General features: G+C 30.0%; 19 protein-coding genes. 10 read left to right on the top strand and 9 right to left on the bottom strand.

Annotated elements, in window-relative coordinates; genetic code table 11:
- Window positions 1-9 precede the first annotated feature (9 nt).
- The 4 genes from L3J35_03165 to L3J35_03150 all read left to right on the top strand — a co-directional run bounded on the left by L3J35_03165 (window position 10) and on the right by L3J35_03150 (window position 4,331).
- On the top strand, window positions 10-525 hold the full coding sequence (locus L3J35_03165; protein MCF6365180.1) for a gamma carbonic anhydrase family protein: 516 nt from the start codon (window positions 10-12) through the stop codon (window positions 523-525).
- Between the two features lie 88 nt (window positions 526-613).
- On the top strand, window positions 614-2,053 hold the full coding sequence (locus L3J35_03160) for an MBOAT family protein (GenBank protein ID MCF6365179.1): 1,440 nt from the start codon (window positions 614-616) through the stop codon (window positions 2,051-2,053).
- A 6-nt stretch (window positions 2,054-2,059) separates the two neighbouring features.
- The gene (locus tag L3J35_03155; GenBank protein ID MCF6365178.1) at window positions 2,060-3,409 is read left to right on the top strand and encodes a hypothetical protein; all 1,350 of its coding nucleotides are present in this window, start codon (window positions 2,060-2,062) and stop codon (window positions 3,407-3,409) included.
- A gap of 13 nt (window positions 3,410-3,422) precedes the next feature.
- Window positions 3,423-4,331, top strand: coding sequence for a glycosyltransferase family 2 protein (locus tag L3J35_03150; protein ID MCF6365177.1), 909 nt, complete (start codon window positions 3,423-3,425; stop codon window positions 4,329-4,331).
- A gap of 17 nt (window positions 4,332-4,348) precedes the next feature.
- On the opposite strand, the gene L3J35_03145 is transcribed toward L3J35_03150, so the two are convergent.
- Entirely contained in the window at window positions 4,349-5,971 is a 1,623-nt protein-coding gene (locus L3J35_03145) for a hypothetical protein (GenBank protein MCF6365176.1), read from the bottom strand.
- Window positions 5,972-6,082: 111 nt separating this feature from the next.
- Here L3J35_03145 and L3J35_03140 point away from each other — a divergent pair, with 111 nt between their 5' ends.
- Entirely contained in the window at window positions 6,083-7,834 is a 1,752-nt protein-coding gene (locus L3J35_03140; GenBank protein ID MCF6365175.1) for a hypothetical protein, read from the top strand.
- Here L3J35_03140 and L3J35_03135 read toward each other — a convergent pair.
- Genes L3J35_03135 through L3J35_03125 form a run of 3 tightly spaced genes read right to left on the bottom strand, consistent with a single transcriptional unit; the run spans window position 7,831 to window position 13,115 of the window.
- A complete protein-coding gene (locus tag L3J35_03135) occupies window positions 7,831-8,712 on the bottom strand; it encodes a flippase-like domain-containing protein (protein ID MCF6365174.1) in 882 nt (293 codons plus the stop codon). The genes L3J35_03140 and L3J35_03135 overlap by 4 nt on opposite strands.
- 6 nt (window positions 8,713-8,718) lie before the next feature.
- A complete protein-coding gene (locus tag L3J35_03130; protein MCF6365173.1) occupies window positions 8,719-9,822 on the bottom strand; it encodes a glycosyltransferase family 2 protein in 1,104 nt (367 codons plus the stop codon).
- Window positions 9,823-9,848: 26 nt separating this feature from the next.
- Window positions 9,849-13,115 (bottom strand): hypothetical protein, encoded by a 3,267-nt coding sequence (locus L3J35_03125; GenBank protein ID MCF6365172.1) that lies wholly within the window; start codon window positions 13,113-13,115, stop codon window positions 9,849-9,851.
- Window positions 13,116-13,219: 104 nt separating this feature from the next.
- Here L3J35_03125 and L3J35_03120 point away from each other — a divergent pair, with 104 nt between their 5' ends.
- Together L3J35_03120 and L3J35_03115 are read left to right on the top strand one after the other, a co-directional pair.
- Window positions 13,220-14,230, top strand: coding sequence for an ABC transporter ATP-binding protein (locus L3J35_03120; protein ID MCF6365171.1), 1,011 nt, complete (start codon window positions 13,220-13,222; stop codon window positions 14,228-14,230).
- A gap of 49 nt (window positions 14,231-14,279) precedes the next feature.
- On the top strand, window positions 14,280-14,807 hold the full coding sequence (locus L3J35_03115) for a DUF3575 domain-containing protein (protein MCF6365170.1): 528 nt from the start codon (window positions 14,280-14,282) through the stop codon (window positions 14,805-14,807).
- A gap of 47 nt (window positions 14,808-14,854) precedes the next feature.
- Here the strand turns inward: L3J35_03115 and L3J35_03110 are convergent, their stop codons facing one another.
- Window positions 14,855-15,922, bottom strand: coding sequence for a DUF819 family protein (locus L3J35_03110; GenBank protein MCF6365169.1), 1,068 nt, complete (start codon window positions 15,920-15,922; stop codon window positions 14,855-14,857).
- Between the two features lie 84 nt (window positions 15,923-16,006).
- Entirely contained in the window at window positions 16,007-17,176 is a 1,170-nt protein-coding gene (locus L3J35_03105) for a hypothetical protein (GenBank protein ID MCF6365168.1), read from the bottom strand.
- A 583-nt stretch (window positions 17,177-17,759) separates the two neighbouring features.
- On the opposite strand from L3J35_03105, the gene L3J35_03100 reads away from it, so the two are divergent.
- Window positions 17,760-17,987, top strand: a complete 228-nt coding sequence (locus tag L3J35_03100; protein MCF6365167.1) for a hypothetical protein — start codon at window positions 17,760-17,762, stop codon at window positions 17,985-17,987.
- 198 nt (window positions 17,988-18,185) lie between these two features.
- Here the strand turns inward: L3J35_03100 and L3J35_03095 are convergent, their stop codons facing one another.
- The 3 genes from L3J35_03095 to L3J35_03085 are packed head-to-tail and all read right to left on the bottom strand — an operon-like array spanning window position 18,186 to window position 20,767.
- Window positions 18,186-18,842, bottom strand: a complete 657-nt coding sequence (locus L3J35_03095; GenBank protein ID MCF6365166.1) for a CDP-alcohol phosphatidyltransferase family protein — start codon at window positions 18,840-18,842, stop codon at window positions 18,186-18,188.
- Window position 18,843: 1 nt separating this feature from the next.
- A complete protein-coding gene (locus L3J35_03090; protein ID MCF6365165.1) occupies window positions 18,844-19,950 on the bottom strand; it encodes a histidinol-phosphate aminotransferase family protein in 1,107 nt (368 codons plus the stop codon).
- 19 nt (window positions 19,951-19,969) lie between these two features.
- On the bottom strand, window positions 19,970-20,767 hold the full coding sequence (locus L3J35_03085; GenBank protein ID MCF6365164.1) for a phosphocholine cytidylyltransferase family protein: 798 nt from the start codon (window positions 20,765-20,767) through the stop codon (window positions 19,970-19,972).
- Between the two features lie 376 nt (window positions 20,768-21,143).
- Here L3J35_03085 and L3J35_03080 point away from each other — a divergent pair, with 376 nt between their 5' ends.
- Window positions 21,144-22,595, top strand: coding sequence for an MBOAT family protein (locus L3J35_03080; protein ID MCF6365163.1), 1,452 nt, complete (start codon window positions 21,144-21,146; stop codon window positions 22,593-22,595).
- Window position 22,596: 1 nt separating this feature from the next.
- A complete protein-coding gene (locus tag L3J35_03075; protein MCF6365162.1) occupies window positions 22,597-23,649 on the top strand; it encodes a hypothetical protein in 1,053 nt (350 codons plus the stop codon).
- Window positions 23,650-23,691 lie beyond the last annotated feature (42 nt).

The following is a 23,691-nucleotide window of genomic DNA, read 5'->3' as shown; positions in this document are numbered from 1 at the left end:
AATTTGATTATGGCAATAATAAAATCAGTAAGAGGTTTTGCACCAAAATACGGTAAAAATTGTTTTTTTGCAGAAAATGCCGTAATTGTGGGTGATGTTATAATAGGAGAAACATGCAGCATCTGGTTCAGTGCAGTTTTAAGAGGCGATGTTAATTCAATTCGTATCGGAAATAATGTAAATATTCAAGACAATGCAACTTTACATACTTTATATCAAAAATCGACAATTGAGATAGGCAACAATGTTTCGGTAGGGCATAATGCAGTTATTCACGGAGCAAAAATCAGCAACAATGTTCTTATAGGAATAGGAGCAATAATATTAGACCATGTCGAAATAGGCGAAAATTCTATAATTGCTGCCGGGGCAATGGTGAAAACAGGAACAAAAGTTGAACCGAACAGTATTTATGCAGGTGTTCCCGCAAAAAAAGTTAAAGATATTGAACCCGAACAAACAAAAGAAATGATAAATAAAATTGCCGATAACTACAGCATGTATGCAAGTTGGTATAAAAAATAATCATCCGGATAAACAAGTATAATTTAACTTTATTTTATAATCCGGTATTCTTATCTACTTTTGTTATCCTAAAAACAAATGATTTATTATGCTTTTTAATTCGTTAATCTTCCTTATTTTCGGATTTCTTTTCTTCGTTATTCTTCCGCAAATTAATAAGTTGAGAAATAACTTTAGGTGGTTATTTTTTACTTTTGCTTCATTTGTTTTTTACGGTTGGTGGGATTGGAGATTCTTATTTCTTATTATCGGAAGCGGATTAATTGATTTTTTTGCCGGAAAAATAATCTTCAAAAAGCCGAAACACAAAACCTTTTTCCTTATTCTTTCATTAATCGGAAATTTAGGAAGTCTTGCGGCTTTTAAATACAGTTCATTTTTTGCGGAAAATATTAGTTTGCTGTTAAGTAATTTCGGAATTATAATTGACCTGAAAAGTAAAATTCCCGAATTTATGCTGATTCTTCCCGTAGGAATCAGTTTCTACACATTTCAATCAATGAGCTACACAATAGATGTTTACAGAGGAAGATTAAAACCTACCGATAACATTTTGCAATTTTTCTCATATCTTGCAATGTTTCCGCAACTTGTTGCAGGACCTATTGTAAGAGCTCGTGATTTACTGCCTCAATTAAAGAAAGTAAGAAAAGTATCTGACTTTGAAAATTGGAACGGTTTTAAATTAATATTAGTCGGTTTTTTTAAAAAAGTAGTATTAGCTGATAATATAGCACCTTTAATAAATTATGCTTTCAGCGATGTTAATACTTCAACTTCAACTTTATATTGGTGGATTGCAATAATAGGTTTTGCATTCCAAATATACTTTGATTTCAGCGGTTACAGCGATATTGCGAGAGGGCTGGCAAAATGGATGGGCTTCCATTTCAGAGTTAATTTTAATCATCCGTATATTTCAACTTCGATAAGAGAATTTTGGACACGTTGGCATATCTCATTATCTACTTGGTTCAAAGATTATGTTTATATTCCGATAGGAGGTTCAAAAAAGGGAAAATTAAGAGGGCATCTAAATATGTGGATTACAATGATTGTTTCGGGTTTTTGGCACGGAGCAGCATGGACATTCGTAATTTGGGGAGCCTTACACGCTTTTTTCTTAAGTTTAGAAAGAATATTCAAAATACCGAAGTTTTTATTAAAATTCAGAATAGGAAAAATATTTGCATTAGCTTTGGTACTTTTTCAAGTAATGATTGCTTGGGTATTTTTCAGAGCAGATTCCTTTGGGCAAGCAATTCAAGTTACAAAATACCTTCTGAACTTTAATTTTGTTCAAGATTTTAATCCGAATGACAAGGTATTTATAAACGGAATTTTCTTTATATCTGTCGGAATTCTAATTGAATCATTCTTTTTCTTCAATATAAAAAGAGTTAATTTTATTAAACATATTAATTTGCGAAGTAAAAGAATTATAGAATATGCTTACTTTGTTATTCTAATATTAGCAATAATATTTTTCAGAGGAAAAGGAGAAGAATTTATTTATTTTCAATTTTAAACTTGTATGCTCAGCAAGAACGTAATCATAACAATTATAGTTTCACTAATTTTTGCTTCCGCCGTTGCAATTATTACCGATAATAAAATTGATGACGAAGCATATAAAGCCCTTTTTGTTCACAAAGTAAGAACTTCCGAAAAATATGACATTATTATTGCCGGAGACTCAAGGATTTACAGAGGTATTTCCTCAAAAATAATAGGCGGTAAATTAAAATCTTCTGCAATTAATTTAGGATTCTCATCAGGCGGTCACAGTAATTTATTATTTGACTTAATTGATAAGCGAATAAATCTAAACAGTAAAGAAAAAATAATAATTTTAGGAATAACTCCTCTTTCATTAAGTAAAAAGGCATCAGAAAACGGGCATATTAAAAGAATTCTAAAGAAAAAGAAAGAAGAAATATTAGAATACAAATATTTATTCCCCGTAAAAAATTTCTTTGCACCTACTTCGCCCGCTCAAATAAGAAAAAATTTAACAGAAAAAGGATTTAATAAATATCATCAAGAATTTTATATTGAAGACGGCTGGGTAGCTTCGTGGTATGACAGTCCTTTTCCTTACCATGCTCTTGAAAGTTATAAAAAAACATTCAGCGAAACTGAAATTTCACGGGAAGTTATTAATAACCTATACCTAAAAGTTAAGGAATGGAAATCAAAAGGAATTAAAGTTTACGGCTTTTTTGTGCCCTCTTCAATAAATATGGAAGAACTCGAGAAAAACGTCGGAAAATTTAAACCTGATACTTTTTTAAGAGGATTTTTCAATGCCGGCGGTTTATGGATTAATATTGAAAACAGTTATGAAAGTTACGACGGAAGCCATTTAAACAAAGAAAGTGCAATAAGATTATCAGAAGAAGTTGCCGATAAAATTAAAAATAACAACATTCTAACAAAATATCAATCGGGTTTAAAAATAAATGATATTTACACAATTAAAAATTGCAAATTTACTGAAGAAAAACTTTTTAAATCTGACAGTTTAAATACTCTTTCATTATTTATAAAAGAGAATCAAGAAAATGATTCAAACTCGGTAAAAACAATAATCTTTTCCGAAGTTCTGAAGAAAGCAAAAGAAAATAATATCAATAAAATTAAAACATCGCTAAACGTTTACTATACTGACTCGCTTACCGAAGCAATATTTGCATGCAAAATTAACAATCATAAAGTTGAAATTAATACGAATTACACCACTGTTTCTAAAAAATGGTGCAAATTGTATTTAGATTATAAATTTCCTGAAAATTACGCAGAAACTGATACTTTATTAATTTATATTGACAATTTAAAAAATACAGAATTTTATATTGACAGTTTAAAAGTTTATTATTATTAAAATACTCGTTAAAATGAAACTTAGTATAGTCATTCCCGCATATAATGAAGAAAAAAATATATCTCTTTTATATTCTCAAATAAAAGAAGCATTATCTGATTATGAATATGAATGTATTTTTATTGATGACGGAAGTAATGATAATACATTTAATGAAATTCAAAAATTATCGGAGAAAGATAAAAAAGTTAAGGGAATCTCTTTTTCCAGAAACTTCGGACACCAAACAGCTTTACTCGCAGGCTTAAAAGAAGCTCGAAATGATATTGTAATTACAATGGATGCCGACGGGCAACATCCTCCCGAAATAATACCGAAACTTATTGAAGAATCTCAAAAAGGTTTTGATATTGTTAATACTCGGCGTATTTCTACTGCCGATGCCAAACATTTGAAAAAAATTACTTCAAAATGGTATTATAAAATCCTAAATAAGTTAACCGATGTAAAAATTGAACATGCTTCTTCCGATTTCAGATTAATGAACAAGAAAACCGTTGATGCTTTTTTGAAAATTGACGAAAAAGACAGATTTACAAGAGGACTTATTAAGTGGATGGGGTTTAAACAATCAATTATCGAATTTGAAGCTCCGGAACGCATGACAGGAAAATCGAAATATACTTTTCGAAAAATGCTACGCTTTGCATTTGACGGTATAACTTCTTTTTCATCAAAACCGTTAAAATTCAGCACAATATTAGGCGTTACATCATTAATATTCGGTTTTTTATATTCAATCTATATTTTAATAATGTTTTTTACCGGAAATACTGCTTCCGGCTGGGCTTCAACTATGTTGGTAATATTAATATTAGGAGGCTTTCAACTGTTAAGCATCGGCATAATAGGAGAATATATTTCAAGAATTTTTAACGAATCAAAAAACAGACCTCACTATTTTATAAAAGACAGATGTTAAATAAGAATTTTATATCTTCACTTCTCATCATTTACCAAATAAGCTTTATTATTTTCCCTTTTGAATTTAATATTATTCATTACATATAAAATAGTTTTGTTTTCATACATCAAACTGTCAACAGGTTCTCCGAAATTAGCTTTTATCTTATTTGCATCGAATTTATTTGTTAAAATAAAACTGAATAAAGGTTTGTTATATCTTCCTTTATCATAATCAAAATACCAATTTTTGTTCATAACATGATACCACGGATCTAATTTCTCATTTATAACCGTATATACCCTTAAATTATTTTTTGAAAACATAATTGTATATTTTGCGTCCCAATATTCAGACAAACCGAATTTTAAATTATTTTCAACTGCAAATTCATCAATTATTCTAACCTTTTCAGGATAAAATGTCCCAAGTTTTTTTACTCCGGAAAACAACCCTTTTTCATTATCAACTTTTATGATTGAAAAAGTATAAAAAATAAAAATAACTGCCGATACCGAATAAATGTATATTTTTCTGTTTTTTACAACAAAATAAAGAAAGAATACAATATTAAATACACTCAAATAAAAAGAAAATATATTATATCGCAAATGTCCTTCTCCCAAATAATATCCGTTAATAACAGGTGTAAAAAGGGTTAAGAATATTGAAATAAAAATAAACACCAAATAAAAAACCTCCTGAGCAATAAACTTATTTTCTGAAATATGTTGCTTATATTTTTTATACTTTTTTATAATAAAAACAGGTAAAATAAAAAAGTTAATACCTGCAATTATCGAAATAAAACCTTGTAACCTTAGTTCTTTAATATATCTTATATGCTGGCTTATTAAATTATCAAGCGATATAAGGATATTATCAAAGTTCATATATTTTTGATCTAAACTGATACATGTAAAAACATTATTTGTATTCGTATATTTAAACAGAACTAATGATAAAACAGTTGACAAAATAACCGCAAAACCGCTTATTTTTATTTGCTTATTCTTTATAAAAAACAAATTAAACAGAAATACTGACAATACCGGAACTGAAAATAAGACCAAAAAAAGTCTGTCGTTATATGTTCCGATGATGGTGATGATACTGAGCAACAATAAAAAGAATATATTATTACTTTTGAAACTTTTGAAAAAAAGAATTGATGCTAATAAGAAATTGATAAAAACTCCGGTATGAAAACTATGGCTAAAAACAAAATATGTATATAAATAATTACCTGAAATTAAGGCAACTAACAAAAAAATCGGGAATAATAAATTTAATAAAACCAAGTACTCATTTTTTATTTCTTTATTTATTGATTTAAGTAAAACATTTAACAGAAATAAGATTAAGAAGTATTGTACAAAACTAAATACAATGTACGCAACTCTAAAATCGCTAAAAAGAAAGTTGACAATAAAGTACAAAAACATATCCGGAAAAAAGTTTGGTGCAGCATTTAAGTACCAACCTTTAAAACCTGTTCCGTCAATAAAAATATCTTTATATAATGAACCTAAATATAAAGTGTCCGAATTAAAATATGTTCTAAAATCTCCTTCTTTCATCGAAGAAAACGTTGCAAAAACCAGAAGCAGATTAATAAATACAGTTAATATATAAAAAAGCTTTTTTGACACACTCATTTCAAGACATTTACATTCTCAACAATAAATCGTGAAATTAATAATTAAAACTTTAAATTCATATATTTGCATTTTAAAAATTTCGTTATTATTTCTTACACAATAAACCTGATGAACTTTACGGAAAGATTGAAAAAAAACTTACACAGTAAATATGTAATCCTTTTATTTATAATCGCTATACCCTTTGTAAATTTTAATCATCATAATTATTCAAAAGACGAAGGGGTAATTGTTTGGGATATAAAATCATATTACGCATACTTGCCGGCAACATTTATTTATAACGATTTATCATTTGAATTTACTGAAAAAAACAATGAAATTGATTTTAATAAATGGATATGGACAATGAAGTCGCCGAAAGGTAAAAAAACAATTAAAACTTCAATAGGTTTATCAATTTTATACAGTCCTTTCTTTTTTATAGGCCATGCCGTTGCAAAAATACACCCTAAATATAATGCTGACGGATACAGTTTGCCTTATCATATCGCATTAACATTTAGTGCATATATTTATTTCATTTTAGCACTGTTTATTCTGAGAAAAGTTCTTTTAAAATTTTATGATGATAAAATTACGGCACTTACTTTATTCTTTATCGGAGCAGGAACAAACTTATTTTATTATGTTACATACGAAGCTCCGATGTCACATTCATACAACTTCTTTTTAATTACTTTATTTGTTTATTTATTAATAAAATGGCACGATTCTAAAAACATTAAAAATTCAATTTTCTTAGGTCTTACAGGCGGATTAATTGCTTTAGTAAGACCTACAAATATTATTATATTATTATTAATTCCGTTATACGGTGTTACAAATTTCAAAACCCTAAAAGAAAGTATCGCCAATTTGCTGAAACATTGGCACTTAGTTTTGGTAATGGTTTTATCTTTCGTAATTATTTGGATACCTCAATTTGCATATTGGTTTTATGTTTCAGGTAAAATTTTATATTTTTCATACGGAGAATCGAACGAACAATTCTTTTTTAATAACCCCCAAATCACAAACTTTTTATTCAGTTATAAAAAAGGTTGGTTTATATATACTCCTTTAATGCTTTTTGCAACATTCGGTTTTTTTGCTTTATTTAAAGATAAAAACAAATTTTCAACAGCAATATTAACTGTATTGATATTAAATATTTATATACTTTCATCGTGGTGGAGTTGGTGGTTCGGAGGTTCTTTCGGACAAAGATCAATGGTTGATATGTACGGTTTGACGGCAATTCCGTTAGCAGCTTTGCTTACACAAGTAAAAAAGAACAAAATTATTAATATAATCACAATTACAATATTGTTTACTTTAACGGCTTTTAATCAATTTCAAATACAGCAATATCGCAAAGGTGCAATTCACTTTTGGTGGATGAGCAAAGAAGCCTATTGGGAAAATTTCTTACATTTAAATGCAACTTGCAAATATTGGAAAATTGCACAAAGACCTGATTATGACAAAGCAAGGAAAGGGATTTATGAATTTACTCATGAAAATGACAGAAATGCCGTAATTACTGATGAAATGTTGGTAAATGCAATATTGGAAGATGTAAAATCCAACAAATCACTGTCAGACAGTATTTTGAAAAACCAAGAAAATATTAGCACAAACACAGACAGCATATATTCAAAATATGCCGAGAGCATAATTAAAGAACATAAAGCCGGAAAATATTTTAAACAGCTGAAAATAAATCACTATACAAGTTACATTAATAATTGCTCTTCGTGGAAAAAGGAAGTTGAGAGAAAAGCAAAAAAACAAGGAATTTCATATAAATCGGCATTAATTAATGAAGCAAACAGTATTTATAATAATTATTCCGAGAAATATACAGATACTTTTTAATTGCTCTTTTTAACAAAAACTGCCGATAAGAAAATAAATAATTCACCGCTTATATACCAAATTCTGGAAACTACCGAAATACTTACCGCAATTTCAACAGGCATCCCGCTGAGCACCATAAATGTAACCATTATTCCTTCCCTTACACCTATTCCGCCGGGAACAATAACAGCCAATAAACCTATAGTTACGCTGAGAGGAAAAATAAATCCTATTTGAACGGTTGTATCGGGATATAATGAAAGAGATAAAAAGTAGAAAGCAATAATCCAGGAAGTCCAATAAATAAAAATATATACAAGTAGTTTTAAATTCTTTTTAAATGATATATGCGGTATTTCAATATCTTTTTTTAAAACTTTTTTCAAAGACCAAATTACAAAAATTCTGAATTTATCAGAAAAATTAATAAAACTTATTCCGACAAATAAAACCGAAACGCTTATTGAAAAAATATCAATCCCTCTGTACAAAAACAATGGAAGTGCACTTATCAATAAACCGAGCCAAACATATAACAACTGCTCTTTTAAAGAAGCAAAAGATGCCGTTTTAACAGAATATTTTTGCTCAGTTGCCTTTGCCGCACGACCTAACACAACCCAAATTTTTCCCGGGATGTATTTTGCAAAAACAGAAAGACCGTGTGACTTTAAAGAAGTTCTTTTTGAGATATTTATATTATGTTTTTTTAATACATACCACCAGCTCAATGTACTTAAATAAAAACCGCCCCAAAGAAATAACAATGATACCAGCAAATATAACACATTGACATCTAAGCCCTTAACCTCATCAACATTAAGCCTGTACAAATATACTACGAGAAAAATTAATGATAAATAAAGCAGAATATTGAACAACAATTTAGTTTTCATCAATATTTATCTTTTATATAATTTTTCATTATCCTGAATATCCATCCACATTGCAAAAAATAATGATTGCAAGGAAGATATTGTTAAGAATATGAATATAATCAACCAACTTTCTTGTGTTGCAGCACCTTTTACCGTATAATTTTTTATTAACTCTACAATAAAAGGAATATCAATTAAAAATAAAAGGAACGATAATATATAAAAGAAAAACAGCGGGTGAAAATCTCTGAAAAAATATTTTACAAACAAACGTTTAAAGAATGATTTAAACAACAAAAATGAAAGTCGCGGAATTAACTTCAAAATTTTCATTTTTGATTTTTCGCCTACATTATAAATAGGTTTAATTTCAACTTCTTTCAAAGTGCATGAAGCAATATTTAGTTTTACCAAAATATCATTCGGATAACCGTATTTTTTATAAAGCTTATCTAAACGAATTGAATTTAATCCGTTTCTTGAAATTGCAGTAAAAGCAGTTTGGGTATCGCTTACCGCCCAATAACCGCTTGCAATTTTTGTCATTATTGATAAAACTGAATTGCCGAGATATCTTATCTCGGGTATTACAAGTTTTGAACTTTTATGTATCAATCGGTTACCTTTTACATAATCAATATTTTCTTCTGCAACGGGTTTGCAAATATTATATAATTCAGCAGGGTCCATTTGTCCGTCGCCGTCAACTTTTGCGGTAATATCAATATTATTTTCTCTGCACCACTGAAAACCGGTAGCAACAGCTGCTCCTACTCCTCCGTTTTTTTTGTGATTTATTAAAATAATTCGGTCTTTTTCTTGATGCTCATTTGCAATTTCGGAAGATGTAAGATTATTTTTTTCTTTTTCAAATATTTCCTGAACTACAAAATCAGCATGATTATACAGTGTTTTAACTAACTCAGTTTTTTTAATTTTAGGATGAGAATAATCTCTATTGTTATCTTGAATATATTTTTGAACAACATCGGAAGTTTTATCTTTTGAGCAATCATTTATTACAATAATTCTGTCAACAAAATTGGGCATATTTTCTATAACAATACCTATTTGAGTTTCTTCGTTATAAGCCGGAACAACAACTGCAACTGTTTTATCATTTATCATTTAAAGATTTTTTTTTATAAGCTTGTTTAAAAATCTAAATTTAAAGAAAAATAAAAAATTCGAGGTAATAACACACCGCTGTCATATCCTCTTGCCCAATCTAAGCGTACAAAATAACCGAAAACTTTACTTCTCAGCCCAAAACCGTATCCGTAAATAACGGGCCATCTGTTTTTATCAATAATTACCGTAACAGGACCTGTTTTTACAGTTTCAGTATTGTAAGCATTTAAGGGGTCGAAAGGAGATAAGCCTGACCATGCAGCACCTGCATCTGCAAAACCGATTATTTGAAAATTATTTAAAAGAGCTGAGTTTAAAGGTCTGTTTGCTAAATATCTTACTATCGGAAACCTAATTTCATTATTAATAACTGCGAAGTTTGTTCCGTTTCGTGCATTTTGAATAAAACCTCTCATATTTGTAGCAACTGCCTGATAAACATATTGTTGTTCTTCATTAATATCAACAGAATTATCAAACTGCATTTTGTTAGGGTTAATAACATACCAATTATCAACACCTCCGAGATAATATAATAATCTGCTTTTTCCGAAAGATGCACTTCCTGCAGCACGTCCTGCGAAAATTAAATTTCTGTGGATTTTTTTATAGAACCTGAAATCAGCACCTAAAACCAATAAGTTTGTATAATTCTGATCTACTTCTTGATAAAATTCGGTAAATATTTTAAAGCGAGTTCCGTCATATAAATTTGTGCCTAAACTTTTAACATCATCATAATTGTATTCTAACTTAGCACCTGAAAAAAATTGATATTGTGAAGGCTCAGCCAAAGTTGCCATATCAGTAGATAAAAAAACTACCCTGTCGTGTCTTAAACTTAATGTTGCTTTTACCGATGCTACTTGACTGAAAGGATATTTTAAAATATACATCCCCTCATTTGAATACATCTTCCATAAGTAATAGTAACCGTAGCTGTTTGTGAGCTTATTGGTATATGTTTGACGATGATAAATATATTGCCTGTCAATTTTGTATTTTAAATTTTCAAGACTGAACAAATATTCATAGCTGTCTAAATTTGCACCAAGCCTAACACCGCCGGTAACTCTGTAATCTTCAAATAAATCATAAATCCCTATTTTGGTAAAAATATTTACCCCCGGCACAAAATAAAAAGCACTTCCGGTAAATGCTTGGTATGAACTGTTCAGTAAACCGAAATCTACTTGTTGGACAATATGATTTGTATAGAAGTTTGTAAGATAATTATATGTAGGTAAAAATTCGGAAGAATCCTCATTAGTTTCAAGCGCAGTATCAATAATAGGATTTAATTTATAGTATTCTATGTTTCTTTCGGTTTCAAAAACATAATTATTAATATCAACGGGAATGCTGTCAGGATGTAATAAATTTGAAGGCGGATTATTTCTTAGACTGTCTAATCTTAATTGCTGAATTCTTTCATTTTCTTTCTCTATTTTATTGATGCTGTCTTTATATTTTACTTTTTCCGTAAATATTTTTCTGAAATACGTTTTCGCTACATTCTCTTTTTCTTGATAACTGAAAATATCGTTATAAATATGAAATCGGTTTCTGTTAAAAATCAATTCTGCGGAAGATTTATCTTTTTTATTTATATCATAACTTTCAATATTTGACGTGTAATCAGTTGTTAGATAGTCGTTTGTAAAGTAACGATAATGTATTGCCGTATCGATATAACTTACGGTACTGTCATATTCTATAATTTGTCTTCCTATAATTCCTGTTTTATCAGTTAAGCTTGAATATTTGTTTTCTTTTACCTCAATAGGATGTGTATCGTTAAAATACGGAGTATTTGTTAACCTGAAAAACTCATTTTTTTTAATATCATAAATAAATAAATCTTTCGGGCTGTAATAATCATTATTTTCAAAAATATTATCCCTGTCGGAAGAAAAAATTATCTTTCTTGATTTATCAACAAACTCCGGATTTAAATAAACATAGTTGTCATTTGTAATTCTATCAAAATTTGAAGCTGAAACATTATAGATGTAAATATCTGTTTGTGCATCTTTTACGGCAGAAAATACTATTAAAAACCCGTCATCCGAATAATCGGCTGAAAGTATTTTATCAAAGTACATTATATTTCTTCTTTTTAATTCATTATCCTCAACATTATACATATACATCCGCAAACGACCTTGCTCTTCAATAAAAAAAGACAACAATTTACCGGAAGGATGCCATGCAAGAACAGGGTAAGAATAATCTGTAATTTGGTCTAATTTATGACCTTTTTTTATAACAGTTTTTTGCTTGCCTGTTTTTTTATCGTAAAGGTAAATTTTGAACTTCCCTGATTGATTTGCAACATAAGAGATATACTTGTTGTCAGGACTTATTTTTACTCTTTGGTAAACTGTGTTTTTCTTTCCTTTTAAAATATCTGTTGACTTATCCGGCAATATTGTTTCTTCCGTGAAACTGTCAAACCTTTCTGCATAAAAATTTTTCCAAACAGGAGAAAGTTCTTTTATTGAAAGCCCGAGAACATACTTAAAACCCAAATCAGAATTTTTATTAATTCGGGTAAGATAAATAATGCTCGGAATAACATCTTTTCCGTATGCTTCTCCTATGAAATACCAAAAAGAATGTCCGGCAAATTTTGCATCTTCGCCTATTAATCGGTTTATTTTTTTAAACTTCTTTGAACGAAAACCGTCTTTTATTCTGTTCTCAATTTCAAAACTCCATTCTTCACTTAAATAACTTATTAAGCCTTCTTCGTACCATTCAGGAAGTTCAATTAATGTGGAATTTGTAAATTTCTTTGTATAACTTCCGCTGTAAAGCATGTCATTAATCAACACTTTTGTTATACCTTCAACAATTTGTTTTTCAAGGTTCTTTTTATCTCCTTCATAATAAATAAAAACTTTATTATCAATTATTTTTGTAACACCTCCTATATTTGAATTTTCATTTCCCGAGTCATAACCGACATTACTTTCCCTAAAATCCGACAAACTTTTATAACATAAAAAAATTAACCTCTTTTGAATACCGTAACCGAAAAAGTTTTCAATATCCGGAATTTTAACTTCTGCAATTCCGGCAATTTGCATGCTTAAACTGTCGCCGTTTTTATAAAAATATGTATCAAATTTATCGTATCTGTGATAACGCCAATACTTATTCAAATATTGAACTCTGTTTTTACCGAAAGTCATTTGATGCCCGTTATAAAACTGTGCATCAACAACTTTTGCGGAAAAGAAGAATAGTAGAATTAAAATAAATTTATATTTAACGATAATTTTCAATCTAAAACTGTTTAATTAGCTTATTATTTGAGAATGTACAAATTTAATAATTATTGTGAGATCATTATAATTTTTAAACAATTACATAAAAATTCAATTTAAAAATGAACAGAGAAAGGGAAATAAAAATTACTGATGCCGTAATAGGATATACTTCCGGAAAAACATCAAACATATTACTTTCCGACATAAATTTATCTGCACATAAAGGAGAAAACATTGCACTAATAGGCGTTAACGGTTCGGGTAAAAGCACATTATTACATACAATTGCAGGCTCTCATAAATTACTTTCGGGGCAAATAAAAATTAAGGGTAAACTCATTGAAAATTATTCGGCAATTGAGTCTGCAAAGAAGTTATCAATAGTTACTTCAGAAATTATTAATACCCGTTTTTTAAAAGTATTTGATTTGGTAAAATTAGGAAGGTTTCCGCATCAATCTTTTTCAAAAAAGCAATCAGAAAATGATATTAACATAATACAAGAGGCTCTCTCTATAACCGGCATTTTACATTTAGCAGAAAAAAATATTAGTGAAATAAGCGACGGAGAAAGGCAAAAAGTAATGATTGCAAGAGCATTAGCACAAAACACAGATATTATATTGTTGGATGAACCTACTGCATTTCTTGATATTGAAAATAAATATACAGTTTATAATATACTTTCAGAAACTGCTGCAAAACAAAACAAAACAATTATTTTTTCAACGCATGATTTAAACATTGCCTTAAAACATGCCGATAAAGTTTGGTTAATAAAAGACAAAACAATATACGAAGGAGCACCTGAAGATTTAATTTTACAAAATGTTTTTAATAATCTTTTTAGTACCGGCAATGTTTATTTTGATAAAAATAAAGTGGAATTCTCTGTTAAGTTTCAAAACAAATATCCGATAAAGCTTATAAATAATTCAAGCTCAGAAACTATTAATAAGCTAACAATAAATGCACTAAACCGAAAAGGATTTTTTATTGACAATACCTTAAATAAAATAACGATTAACATAACAAAAAAGAAACAATGGGTAATAAATTCAGATAAAAAAGATATTTCATGTTTCTCAATATACAGTTTAATGAAGAAATTGCTTGAAATAATTAAATAATTCTAACTTAGCATTCTAAATATTTTATAAACTAAAGAAATAAACCATCATGAAAAAGAAATTAATGATTTTAGGAGCATTTATGATGCTTGCTACTATGGGATTTTCCCAGTTTGAAGTAAAAATTAATCCGATTAGTGCTTTATTCGGAAGTATTCCTATTTCTGCCGAATATATTGTTTCTGACAATATAGGAGCCGAAGTTGCTATAGGATACAGATTTGGAGATAATACCAGCGGATTAAACTCAAAAGTGCTTTTTAAGTATTATTTTAGCCCCGATAAAGGCGGAGATAAGTTCTATACTGCCCCTTATTTTAACTATACAAACTATGGCGGTTCTACTGTTGATATATTTGGAACAGGTTCATACAGTTATAAATATACTGCAATAGGTGTTGGTCTGGCATTGGGATATAAATGGGTTGCTGACGGCGGTTTTTTAGCTGATATAGGTTTTGGGGCAGGTAAAAACTTTGCCGGAGGTTTTGAGTATGATGACCCGACATATACATTTGATACAGATGTATTCCCTTTAAACTTTTTAACAAGAATTTCTATCGGTTACAGGTTCTAATATAAAAGAATAAACTTTTTAAAGCTGTCTAAAAAGGGCAGCTTTTTTTATTTTAAAGCATAAGCAATCAATATTCCAAGATAATTGCCTACGGCATATCCTATAATTCCTACCGTTAAACCTGAAATAATAATATCTTTATTCTTTAACTTTGCTGCAACAACAGGAACAAAAGGGGGAGAAAAGATAAGTGATGTCATTGTAATTATTGTTGTATCAGCATCAATTCTGAAAATTGCAGAAAATATAAAATTTAGAATTGTTATTCCGAATACTACATAAACAACATAAAAAAAGATTTCAGCAGAAATATTACCGATTGCTGTTAAATCACCCATTGAGGCAACTACTAAACTGAATATTAAAATAAAATAAATACCCACATGAAAAGTTTTAGGTATCTTATTAATTCTCGGAACTAATGCCAAAGCAATTCCCAAACTTGTAATTGTTAAAATAGCAACAACGGTAGAAAAATCTTTCGGCACAACCATACTTAAACCTGCACCCGCAGCAACAATCAGTACCGATAAACCAACTCCTTTTAATATGTTCGGAATATTCTTTTTAGTTAACAAATCATCATAGGTTTCTAATTCGGCAACTAATTCTTCTTGCTTTTTTGCATCTGTTTCGTTGCCGATTTTGTATTTCGGAAGAAACAATAAACCGAAACGTTGAAACACAGATAATGCAAGTATTATAAAAATTGTGCATACCAACATATCGTAAGTATGTGTTACTATAAACAAATCAGAATCAACATTTAAAGCAGTTTTTATAGCTGCCATATTTGGAGTTCCGCCTGTATAAACACCTGTTAATAAACCTGATACTTGCCAGCCGTTTCCAACATCACCCATAAAAATAAAATAACCTGAAACTACGGTAATAATAACTGCAATACCTACCAATAATCCTGAAAACATAGTTTTTCCCGCAACTTTTAACCATTGCCTTACATTTGTTGAAAACAATAAAAGCGGAATTGCCAATAAAACCGAAACTTCCGAAAAAGGTTCTTGTATGCTTTTTACATCTTCAGGCATTAAACCCGAATTTCCTAAAACAAGACCAAAGAAATAAGCAATTAAAACAGACCCGATTTTGTTCATTGCAGAAAACTTCTGTGTTAAAAACAAAATAACCGCAGGGAAAAAGATGTAAAAAACAATTAAAAGTATCATATAATTTAAACTTTAAGATTCATCAAGAGTTGCTCTTTCAAAAGATTTGTTTCTGTCAAATAAATAACGATAGGTTGAAAAAGTTCTGTATTGTTTTCCTCCCGAGTTTTCACAAACTTTAATCATTTTCGGATTAAAATCACCTATCCAAGTATAAATTAAATCTTCATATCGGTTTAAAGGAACAACATTTTCTTCTGCAAATTTTATCATTGCACCCTCAACACCTTTACCGTGAAAATCGTGAGCAACACCAAAAACTAAACCATACATTGTTGTGGGCGGTTTTATTTTTTTATATAACAAAAATTTCAATTTCCCGAATAAATTCATTTTTCCGTTCAAATATTTGAAGATTTGATTAAGCTCCGGAAGGTTTATAAACATTCCCACAGGTCTGTTATCATAAAAAGCAAAAATCATAATATCGGGGTCAATAACCGGCTTTATTGATTTTAACATCTTTACTGCAAAGGGTAATTCCAGCTTTTTAAAGTTTTTTCGTGTATGTCCCCAACCGTCGTTATAAACATCAACAAAATTTTGTGCAACAACTTCTAATTTAACACCTCTTATGTTTCGACATTCAAAGTTCGGGTCTTTTACAAGTTCTTTTGATTTTATTATAAAAACATCTTGTGCGGGGTCGCTCAATAAACGATGATACATTAATTGGTTGTAATAAACTTGAAAACCGTAAGTTTCAAAAAGCGAAACGTAATACTCCGGATTATAATTCATTGCATAAGTATTGGGTGCAATAAAATTTTTAACCAATAAACCCCAAAATTGGTCACGTTCACCAAAATTAATGGGTCCGTCCGTTGCTTGCATTCCCTGTTCCTCTAACCAGCTTTTAGCCGTATCAAACAAAAGGTTTGCAACCTCCTGATTATTAACACATTCAAAGTATCCGACACCTCCGGTGGGTTGTTTATATCTTTTTGAATATTTAGGATGAACCCAAGCGGCAATTCTTCCTGTTAAATTATTTTTATCATCTTTCAGAATCCAGCGTTTTGCATTATTTCCGTTATAAAAGCTGTTAGTTTTCTTCTGGAATTTCTTTTCGATATCATTTTCTATATGCGGAATATAGTTTGAATCATTTTTATAAATAATTCTCGGAACTTGATGAAATTGCTTGATTGTTTTATTATCTGTAACTTCTTTAATAATCATAATTTCTTTTTTTCAGATTTATGATAAAACAATTATAACAATTATATTGAAATTTAAAAAACAAAGTTTTAATAATTATTACCGATAAGCTTTAATTAAGATGTCAAAAACAATATTTTATGATACTTTTAATATTGACTGTCAATAATAATATCTCTATAAATTCTTCGTGTAAATATGCAAGCTGCTGTGTTTATTACCGAAGTTATGAAGACGCTATTCCGAACGGCTTTGTTGTTATGTTGTCCTACGTTGGACCTGCATCTAATGTAACTTCGTTTACTTGGTCGGCGTAGTCGTATTTTAGTTCTTGGAGGTGTGGCATTTTTGTTGTGTTGCCGTGGGGGTCGTAAATATACGAAATATCTTGTAAAATATCACGGACTTAAACAGAAAATACTAATGTACTTTTAATAGTTGAAAACTATTGTATTTTTAGGTCGAAGTCATAGAATACGCCCAGCGAGACAATAAAGAAATATTTATTATTGAAGATGCTCACAAACAATTTAGTGATGAAAAGTTTGTTGTTCAACTTCGTAAATCAACTCAGTATTTTAAAGTATTAAACAAACATATTTTATTGCTTCCACCATTTTTTAAACTTCCCGTAGAACTTGAAAAATATGTTACGGTAATTAATATGCCTTTGCCAGATAAATCAGATTTAGAAAAGCGTTTAAGAGTTGTTTTGGGAAAAGGGAATGCCATAAATGAAGACTTGCAAAAATTACTATTAGATGCAACAGCAGGATTAACAGATACAGAAGCAGACTTAGCATTTAAGCTTGAATATGGGAAAACCTGCTGATATTCACATAAATCCGAACGTTAAATACAAATCTTACAAAAAGAAGAAACTAAATACAAAAAAATAGTATCTTGCAAACTTGAAAGATGAAAAGAGAAAAGTTTTTATGAATCGTTTTTCAAATAATTAAAAATTAAAAAAATCAATTCGGAAATAACTTTTCGGGGAGAATTATTAACAAATAAACTTAAAAAAGAGTCAACCTATTTCAGTATAAGACACTTTATTATACAGAATCCAACCAAAAACAAATGTCAGTGTAATTACATAAAAAACCAGCACATAAATCCATTTTCCGCCAAATTTTGGAGTTGGAATTGAAGTTAAGTTTAATGCTGACAGAATCATTAAAAGGATATAAATAACTACTGAGAAAGTAGAATGCTCGAATAAACTTTCAAATAGAAACAGGAAAGCAAGAATAAGCACATTATTATCAAGTGCCAGTCCTTTATATGTTTTACTGTCGATAAGACCATAAATATTAAAGTAACTCAAACGTATAGTGCTTGTAGCAATAATTACAAAAGCTCCGGGCATAAACCATATACTGTAATTTCCGTAACTTAAAAGTATTATTGCAGGTAAAACTCCAAAACTCACAATATCAATCATTGAATCAAGTTGAGCTCCAAAAACACCTTGTATTTTTGTCCTGCCTTTCAATTTTCGGGCAATAATTCCGTCGTACCAATCGAACAGGACTGCCCAAAGTACTCCAATTATTGCTGCCGGAAAATTTCCTTTTATTGCAAAAAATATTCCTAATACAGCACTCAATAATCCAAGTAAAGAACAAATATTAGGTAAATCTTTGGCAAAAGTAAGCATGCCCGGCTGCTGTTTGTCATTCATCTTATTCGGTCTTTAAATACATTACATTTTTCAATGCTTCAATAAGCTTACTGTTTTCCTCATTGGTGCGACTTGCGATTCGAATATATCGGGTTGCATCAGGTTGAGTTTTTCCAGCACTATCTTTTATATAAATATTGTATTCAATAAAAAGGCGTTTTGTTACTTCCGGTCCACTTAAAGCAGTATCGGGCAAACGACAAAAAATATAGTTTGCATCGGGTTTAAAAACGGTCATCCCTTCAATATCCGACAGCTTTTTATAAAAAATATCTCGGTCTGATTTAACCCGTTCGCAACTGGCTTCAAATTCATGTTTATAACGTGGCAAAATACGCAGAAACTCTTCGGCAAATCCATTGATATTCCAAATATGAATGCCATTTCGAACTGCAGTTGCAAATTCCAGGTTAGCCGTTAACAAATATCCAATCCTTAGTCCGCAAATTCCATAAGCTTTACTCATGCTTTTAAGAATAGCCATATTGGCGTATTTATCAATATCTTGTTCCAGACTTATCTGTTCTTTGTTGTCAGTAAAATCAAGAAAAGATTCATCAATAATCAGCATGCAATTATGCATTTCCAGTTTCTTTGCAAGTCGAATTAAATCGGCTTTCGGCACTAACATCGATGTAGGGTTATTGGGTGTTACCACAACAGCCATGTCAGCTTTAGCTTTAATAGCTTCCGCAGCAAACTTATCTACATCCAGCTGAAAGGATGGAAACTCAAGCGGAAATTCGACTACACACCCTTTAGGTGCCACATTTGCATATTCATTAAATGAAGGTACCGGAACTATTATTTTTTTTGCTAAATGACCGGATAATATTTTTATAATTTCAGCAGCACCATTTCCAACAACAATTCTTTCAGTGGGCTGCTGTATTATTTCACCAATTAGTTCGGCAAGTGCATCTTGTGCCATGGGGTAATTCAACACTAAGTTCTGAATGTTGTCTTTAAGGTGGGCAAATACCGCTTTAGGCGGGAAATAGAGATTGTATAAATAGGCATGGTCGGTAAAATTATGCCGATAATAGCCACCGTGTTGTTTTGATATGTATTCGTATTTCTCCGCCTGTGTTTTATAGGTATTTCCCATAATATATTAATTTGAAACACTATGCATAAGTCTTTTCTAACTTAACCCGTGTTTTTAATTCTACCGGAAAAAGTTTTTCTGCTTCAGCTAAATCATTTATAGTATCAATCTCGTACCACGGTTTTTGGTCGAACAAAACCGATTCAAACAACAGGCTTTTATCGGCAACCATTTCAGTAAAAACGGTTTCGTAGTAACAATTAACACTACCCTCAGAAATATATTGGTTTAGCTTCATAACAATTGCCCGCCACGATGAAAGCGAGAAGCTGTAAATATTAACTGTTTTATAACGAATATCAGTATATGTATCTGTTGTGCCTTTATGGAACTTAGTTACCTGATTTTGTTTATTAAGAGAAACCGTGGTTCCGTCTAACCAAGGTTGCATTTTTGCTACGGCTATTTTACCGGGCAAAACCATTTCATCAAGCAGGGAGGTATTTAAAACCAAATCACTTTCAAGCAGTACAAAAGGCTCATTAATAATATTGCGTGCCATCCAAAGCGAATATATATTGTTAGTTGTGCGGTATAAGGGACTATGAATGTACTCAATACTTAAGCCACCTGAATGATTACCCAAAATATCCGTAATACATTTACTTTTATAGCCGGTAACAACTACAAGACGTTTAAATCCTTGTTTTTTCAAGTTACTGATAAGTCGCTCAAGAATTGACTTTTCATTTACAAGGGTTAGGCATTTGGGAGAATTTTTTGTTAAAGGGAAAAGACGACTGCCTGTACCTGCCGCAAGAAGTAATGCTGTAGAAATACGATTGTTACCATAATAATTGTCTGAATTAATATTCATACTTTATTCAATTGGTGTCATCAAAAAAAAAAAACGAAAACGCTCGACTATAAGCACTTAGGTGCACTAAAAGTTAGTACTTTGACGGGACTGGTTACTGATAACTCAACTATAAGTATGAAGTCTGCAAATGTGATGAAAGATTGCTTAAAAAAGCACATCAACAAAAATGATAGTACATGATTGAAATCAAAAGATTTTTAATCCACTACAAAGGTACTTAAATAAATCAGATATAACTAATGTAATTCCCGAAAAAAATTAAGACAACAGTCTAAGTTAAAATTATTAATTAAATTTGGACAAAATTTTATACTGTCACTATACTTCGTACAAGAAAACAAAATTAGCTAACAATAAAAGAATATAACAGTCAATGCTTTTTAACTCAATAGATTTTGCAATATTTTTACCGATTGTATTTTTTCTGTACTGGTTTATAACTAATAAAAACTTAAAATTTCAAAACTTTCTCATAGTTGTTGCAAGTTACATTTTTTATGGTTGGTGGGATTGGAGATTCTTATCATTAATATTATTCAGCACATTGATTGATTACACAATTGGACTTAAACTATCGAAAGAAAATAACCAACCAAAAAGAAAAATATTACTTTGGATAAGTTTATTAGCTAATCTCGGGTTTCTTGGATTTTTCAAATATTATAATTTCTTCTTAGAAAATTTTGTAACAGCATTTAGTTTCTTTGGGCATCCTGTTAATCCGCAAGGATTGAATATTATACTACCTGTCGGAATTAGTTTTTATACATTTCAAACCCTTAGTTATACTATAGATGTTTATAAAAGAAAACTTGAACCGACAAAAGATTTCATTGCATTTGCCGCATTTGTCAGTTTCTTTCCTCAATTAGTCGCAGGACCTATTGAAAGAGCAACAAACTTACTGCCTCAATTCTATAAAAAAAGAAAATTTGAATATAACAAGGCTGTTGACGGACTAAGGCAAATTTTGTGGGGCTTATTTAAAAAAATTGTAATTGCTGATAACTCGGCACAAATAGCCAATGAAATATTTAATAATTCAGCAGATTATTCCGGAAGTACACTAATTGTAGGTGCTTTATTTTTCACATTCCAAATATACGGAGATTTCTCCGGTTACTCAGATATTGCAATAGGAACAGCAAGACTGTTCGGTTTTAACCTTAAACAAAACTTTGCATTTCCTTATTTCTCAAGAGACATTGCAGAATTTTGGAGGCGGTGGCATATTTCATTATCAACTTGGTTTCGAGATTACTTATATATTCCGTTAGGCGGTAGCCGCGGCGGAATTTGGATGAAAATCAAAAATACATTCATTATTTTTATCGTAAGCGGATTCTGGCACGGTGCAAATTGGACTTTTATTGTTTGGGGAACATTAAATGCCTTATATTTTTTGCCTTTGCTTTTGCTGAACAAAAACAGAAAAAATACAGATACCGTTGCACAAAATCGATATTTACCGAATATAAAAGAACTCCTTCAAATGGGAACAACTTTTGGCTTAACAGTTTTGGCTTGGATATTTTTCAGAGCAAAAAGTATTGACCATGCTTTAAGTTACTTATCAACAATTTTTTCAAAATCAACTTTAACTATCCCTAATTTCTATAATCTTAAATTAGCTTTATATACACTTATTTTAATTTTCGCATTTATGTTTGTTGAGTGGATTGGGCGTAAAGAACAATATGCCCTTGCAAATATTTCCGGCATTAAGAACAAATATATAAGGTATTCATTCTATTTCAGTATAATTTTAATAATTATGATAATGGGTAATTTTAATGAAAATCAATTTATTTATTTCCAATTTTAACATGAAAAAGTTTATTATTAAAACATCAATATCATCTTTAATAATTCTTGTTATTCTAACGTCTGTTAATTATTGGGGTGACGGTGCAATGTTATTTCACGGAAATTACGAAAAAAAAATTGCTTCAATTCTTTCCGAAGGAATGAATGCTACAAATATTTCAAATTATGATGACCGAATTCTTCAAAAAGAAATAATAAATAACATACATTATAAACCCGACATTGTAATAATAGGTTCAAGCAGAACAATGTTACTGAACAGTAAACTTTTTCCGAATAAAGTTGTTATTAACAACAGTGTAACCGGTGCAAGCATTGAAGATATTATTGCAATCTATCAAATGTACAAAACTCAAGAAGTACTCCCCGACAGAATAATAATCGGAATTGACCCTTGGTTGTTAAATGCAAACAATGGTCAAAAACGATGGCTTTCGTTAAAAAAAGAATTTTACAGCTTTACCGGTTACAAAGACAATCAGCTAATTGACAATCGTTTATCTCAACTATTCTCTTTTTCATACTTTCAGGCATCATTCAGAAACTTGCCGAATATAATCAGAGGTAAATCTGCCCCTGTTGCAACAAATAATGAATTAAACGATACAAATACTAAACTGACTGACGGTTCATTAGTTTACGGAAAAGACTATAGAGAAGCTTCTTCCGTTGAAATTGAAAACAAAGTAAAAAAGTTTATCTCGGGCAACATATATTCTATCGAAAACTTCAATAATATTTCAGGTGAAATATGGAGTAATTTTAATCTGTTATGTAAAGATATTCTAAAAAACAATATTGAACTAAACTTTTTTCTGACACCATATCATCCGTTGGTTTATAAAAAAGTCAAAGAATCCTATCCGAAAGTAACAGAAACGGAAAACAAAATTCGTAAATATGCCGCAGAAAATAAAATAACATTATTCGGTTCTTTTAATCCGTCGATTTTGCATATTAAAAAAGACGGATTTTATGACGGAATGCACTGTAAAGAATTTGCTATAAAAAAGATAATCAGTATTCAGAAAAAAAAACATGACCAATCATAATCCTGAAACCGGCAAATAAACATTCGTTAAACAAACAATTTT

This window comes from Bacteroidales bacterium (assembly GCA_021648725.1).
Lineage (GTDB): Bacteria > Bacteroidota > Bacteroidia > Bacteroidales > JAADGE01 > JAADGE01.
This window is presented reverse-complemented; position numbering and strand designations above follow the sequence as displayed.

Coding starts and splice junctions, on each gene's coding strand:
- L3J35_03165 (MCF6365180.1), top strand. CDS start 10: ATGGCAATAATAAAATCAGTAAGAGGTTTTGCACCAAAATACGGTAAA.
- L3J35_03160 (MCF6365179.1), top strand. CDS start 614: ATGCTTTTTAATTCGTTAATCTTCCTTATTTTCGGATTTCTTTTCTTC.
- L3J35_03120 (MCF6365171.1), top strand. CDS start 13,220: ATGAACAGAGAAAGGGAAATAAAAATTACTGATGCCGTAATAGGATAT.
- L3J35_03130 (MCF6365173.1), bottom strand. CDS start 9,822: ATGATAAATGATAAAACAGTTGCAGTTGTTGTTCCGGCTTATAACGAA.
- L3J35_03085 (MCF6365164.1), bottom strand. CDS start 20,767: ATGAATATTAATTCAGACAATTATTATGGTAACAATCGTATTTCTACA.
- L3J35_03150 (MCF6365177.1), top strand. CDS start 3,423: ATGAAACTTAGTATAGTCATTCCCGCATATAATGAAGAAAAAAATATA.
- L3J35_03095 (MCF6365166.1), bottom strand. CDS start 18,842: ATGAATGACAAACAGCAGCCGGGCATGCTTACTTTTGCCAAAGATTTA.
- L3J35_03090 (MCF6365165.1), bottom strand. CDS start 19,950: ATGGGAAATACCTATAAAACACAGGCGGAGAAATACGAATACATATCA.
- L3J35_03135 (MCF6365174.1), bottom strand. CDS start 8,712: ATGAAAACTAAATTGTTGTTCAATATTCTGCTTTATTTATCATTAATT.
- L3J35_03155 (MCF6365178.1), top strand. CDS start 2,060: ATGCTCAGCAAGAACGTAATCATAACAATTATAGTTTCACTAATTTTT.
- L3J35_03140 (MCF6365175.1), top strand. CDS start 6,083: ATGAACTTTACGGAAAGATTGAAAAAAAACTTACACAGTAAATATGTA.
- L3J35_03075 (MCF6365162.1), top strand. CDS start 22,597: ATGAAAAAGTTTATTATTAAAACATCAATATCATCTTTAATAATTCTT.
- L3J35_03110 (MCF6365169.1), bottom strand. CDS start 15,922: ATGAACAAAATCGGGTCTGTTTTAATTGCTTATTTCTTTGGTCTTGTT.
- L3J35_03080 (MCF6365163.1), top strand. CDS start 21,144: ATGCTTTTTAACTCAATAGATTTTGCAATATTTTTACCGATTGTATTT.
- L3J35_03115 (MCF6365170.1), top strand. CDS start 14,280: ATGAAAAAGAAATTAATGATTTTAGGAGCATTTATGATGCTTGCTACT.
- L3J35_03105 (MCF6365168.1), bottom strand. CDS start 17,176: ATGATTATTAAAGAAGTTACAGATAATAAAACAATCAAGCAATTTCAT.
- L3J35_03145 (MCF6365176.1), bottom strand. CDS start 5,971: ATGAGTGTGTCAAAAAAGCTTTTTTATATATTAACTGTATTTATTAAT.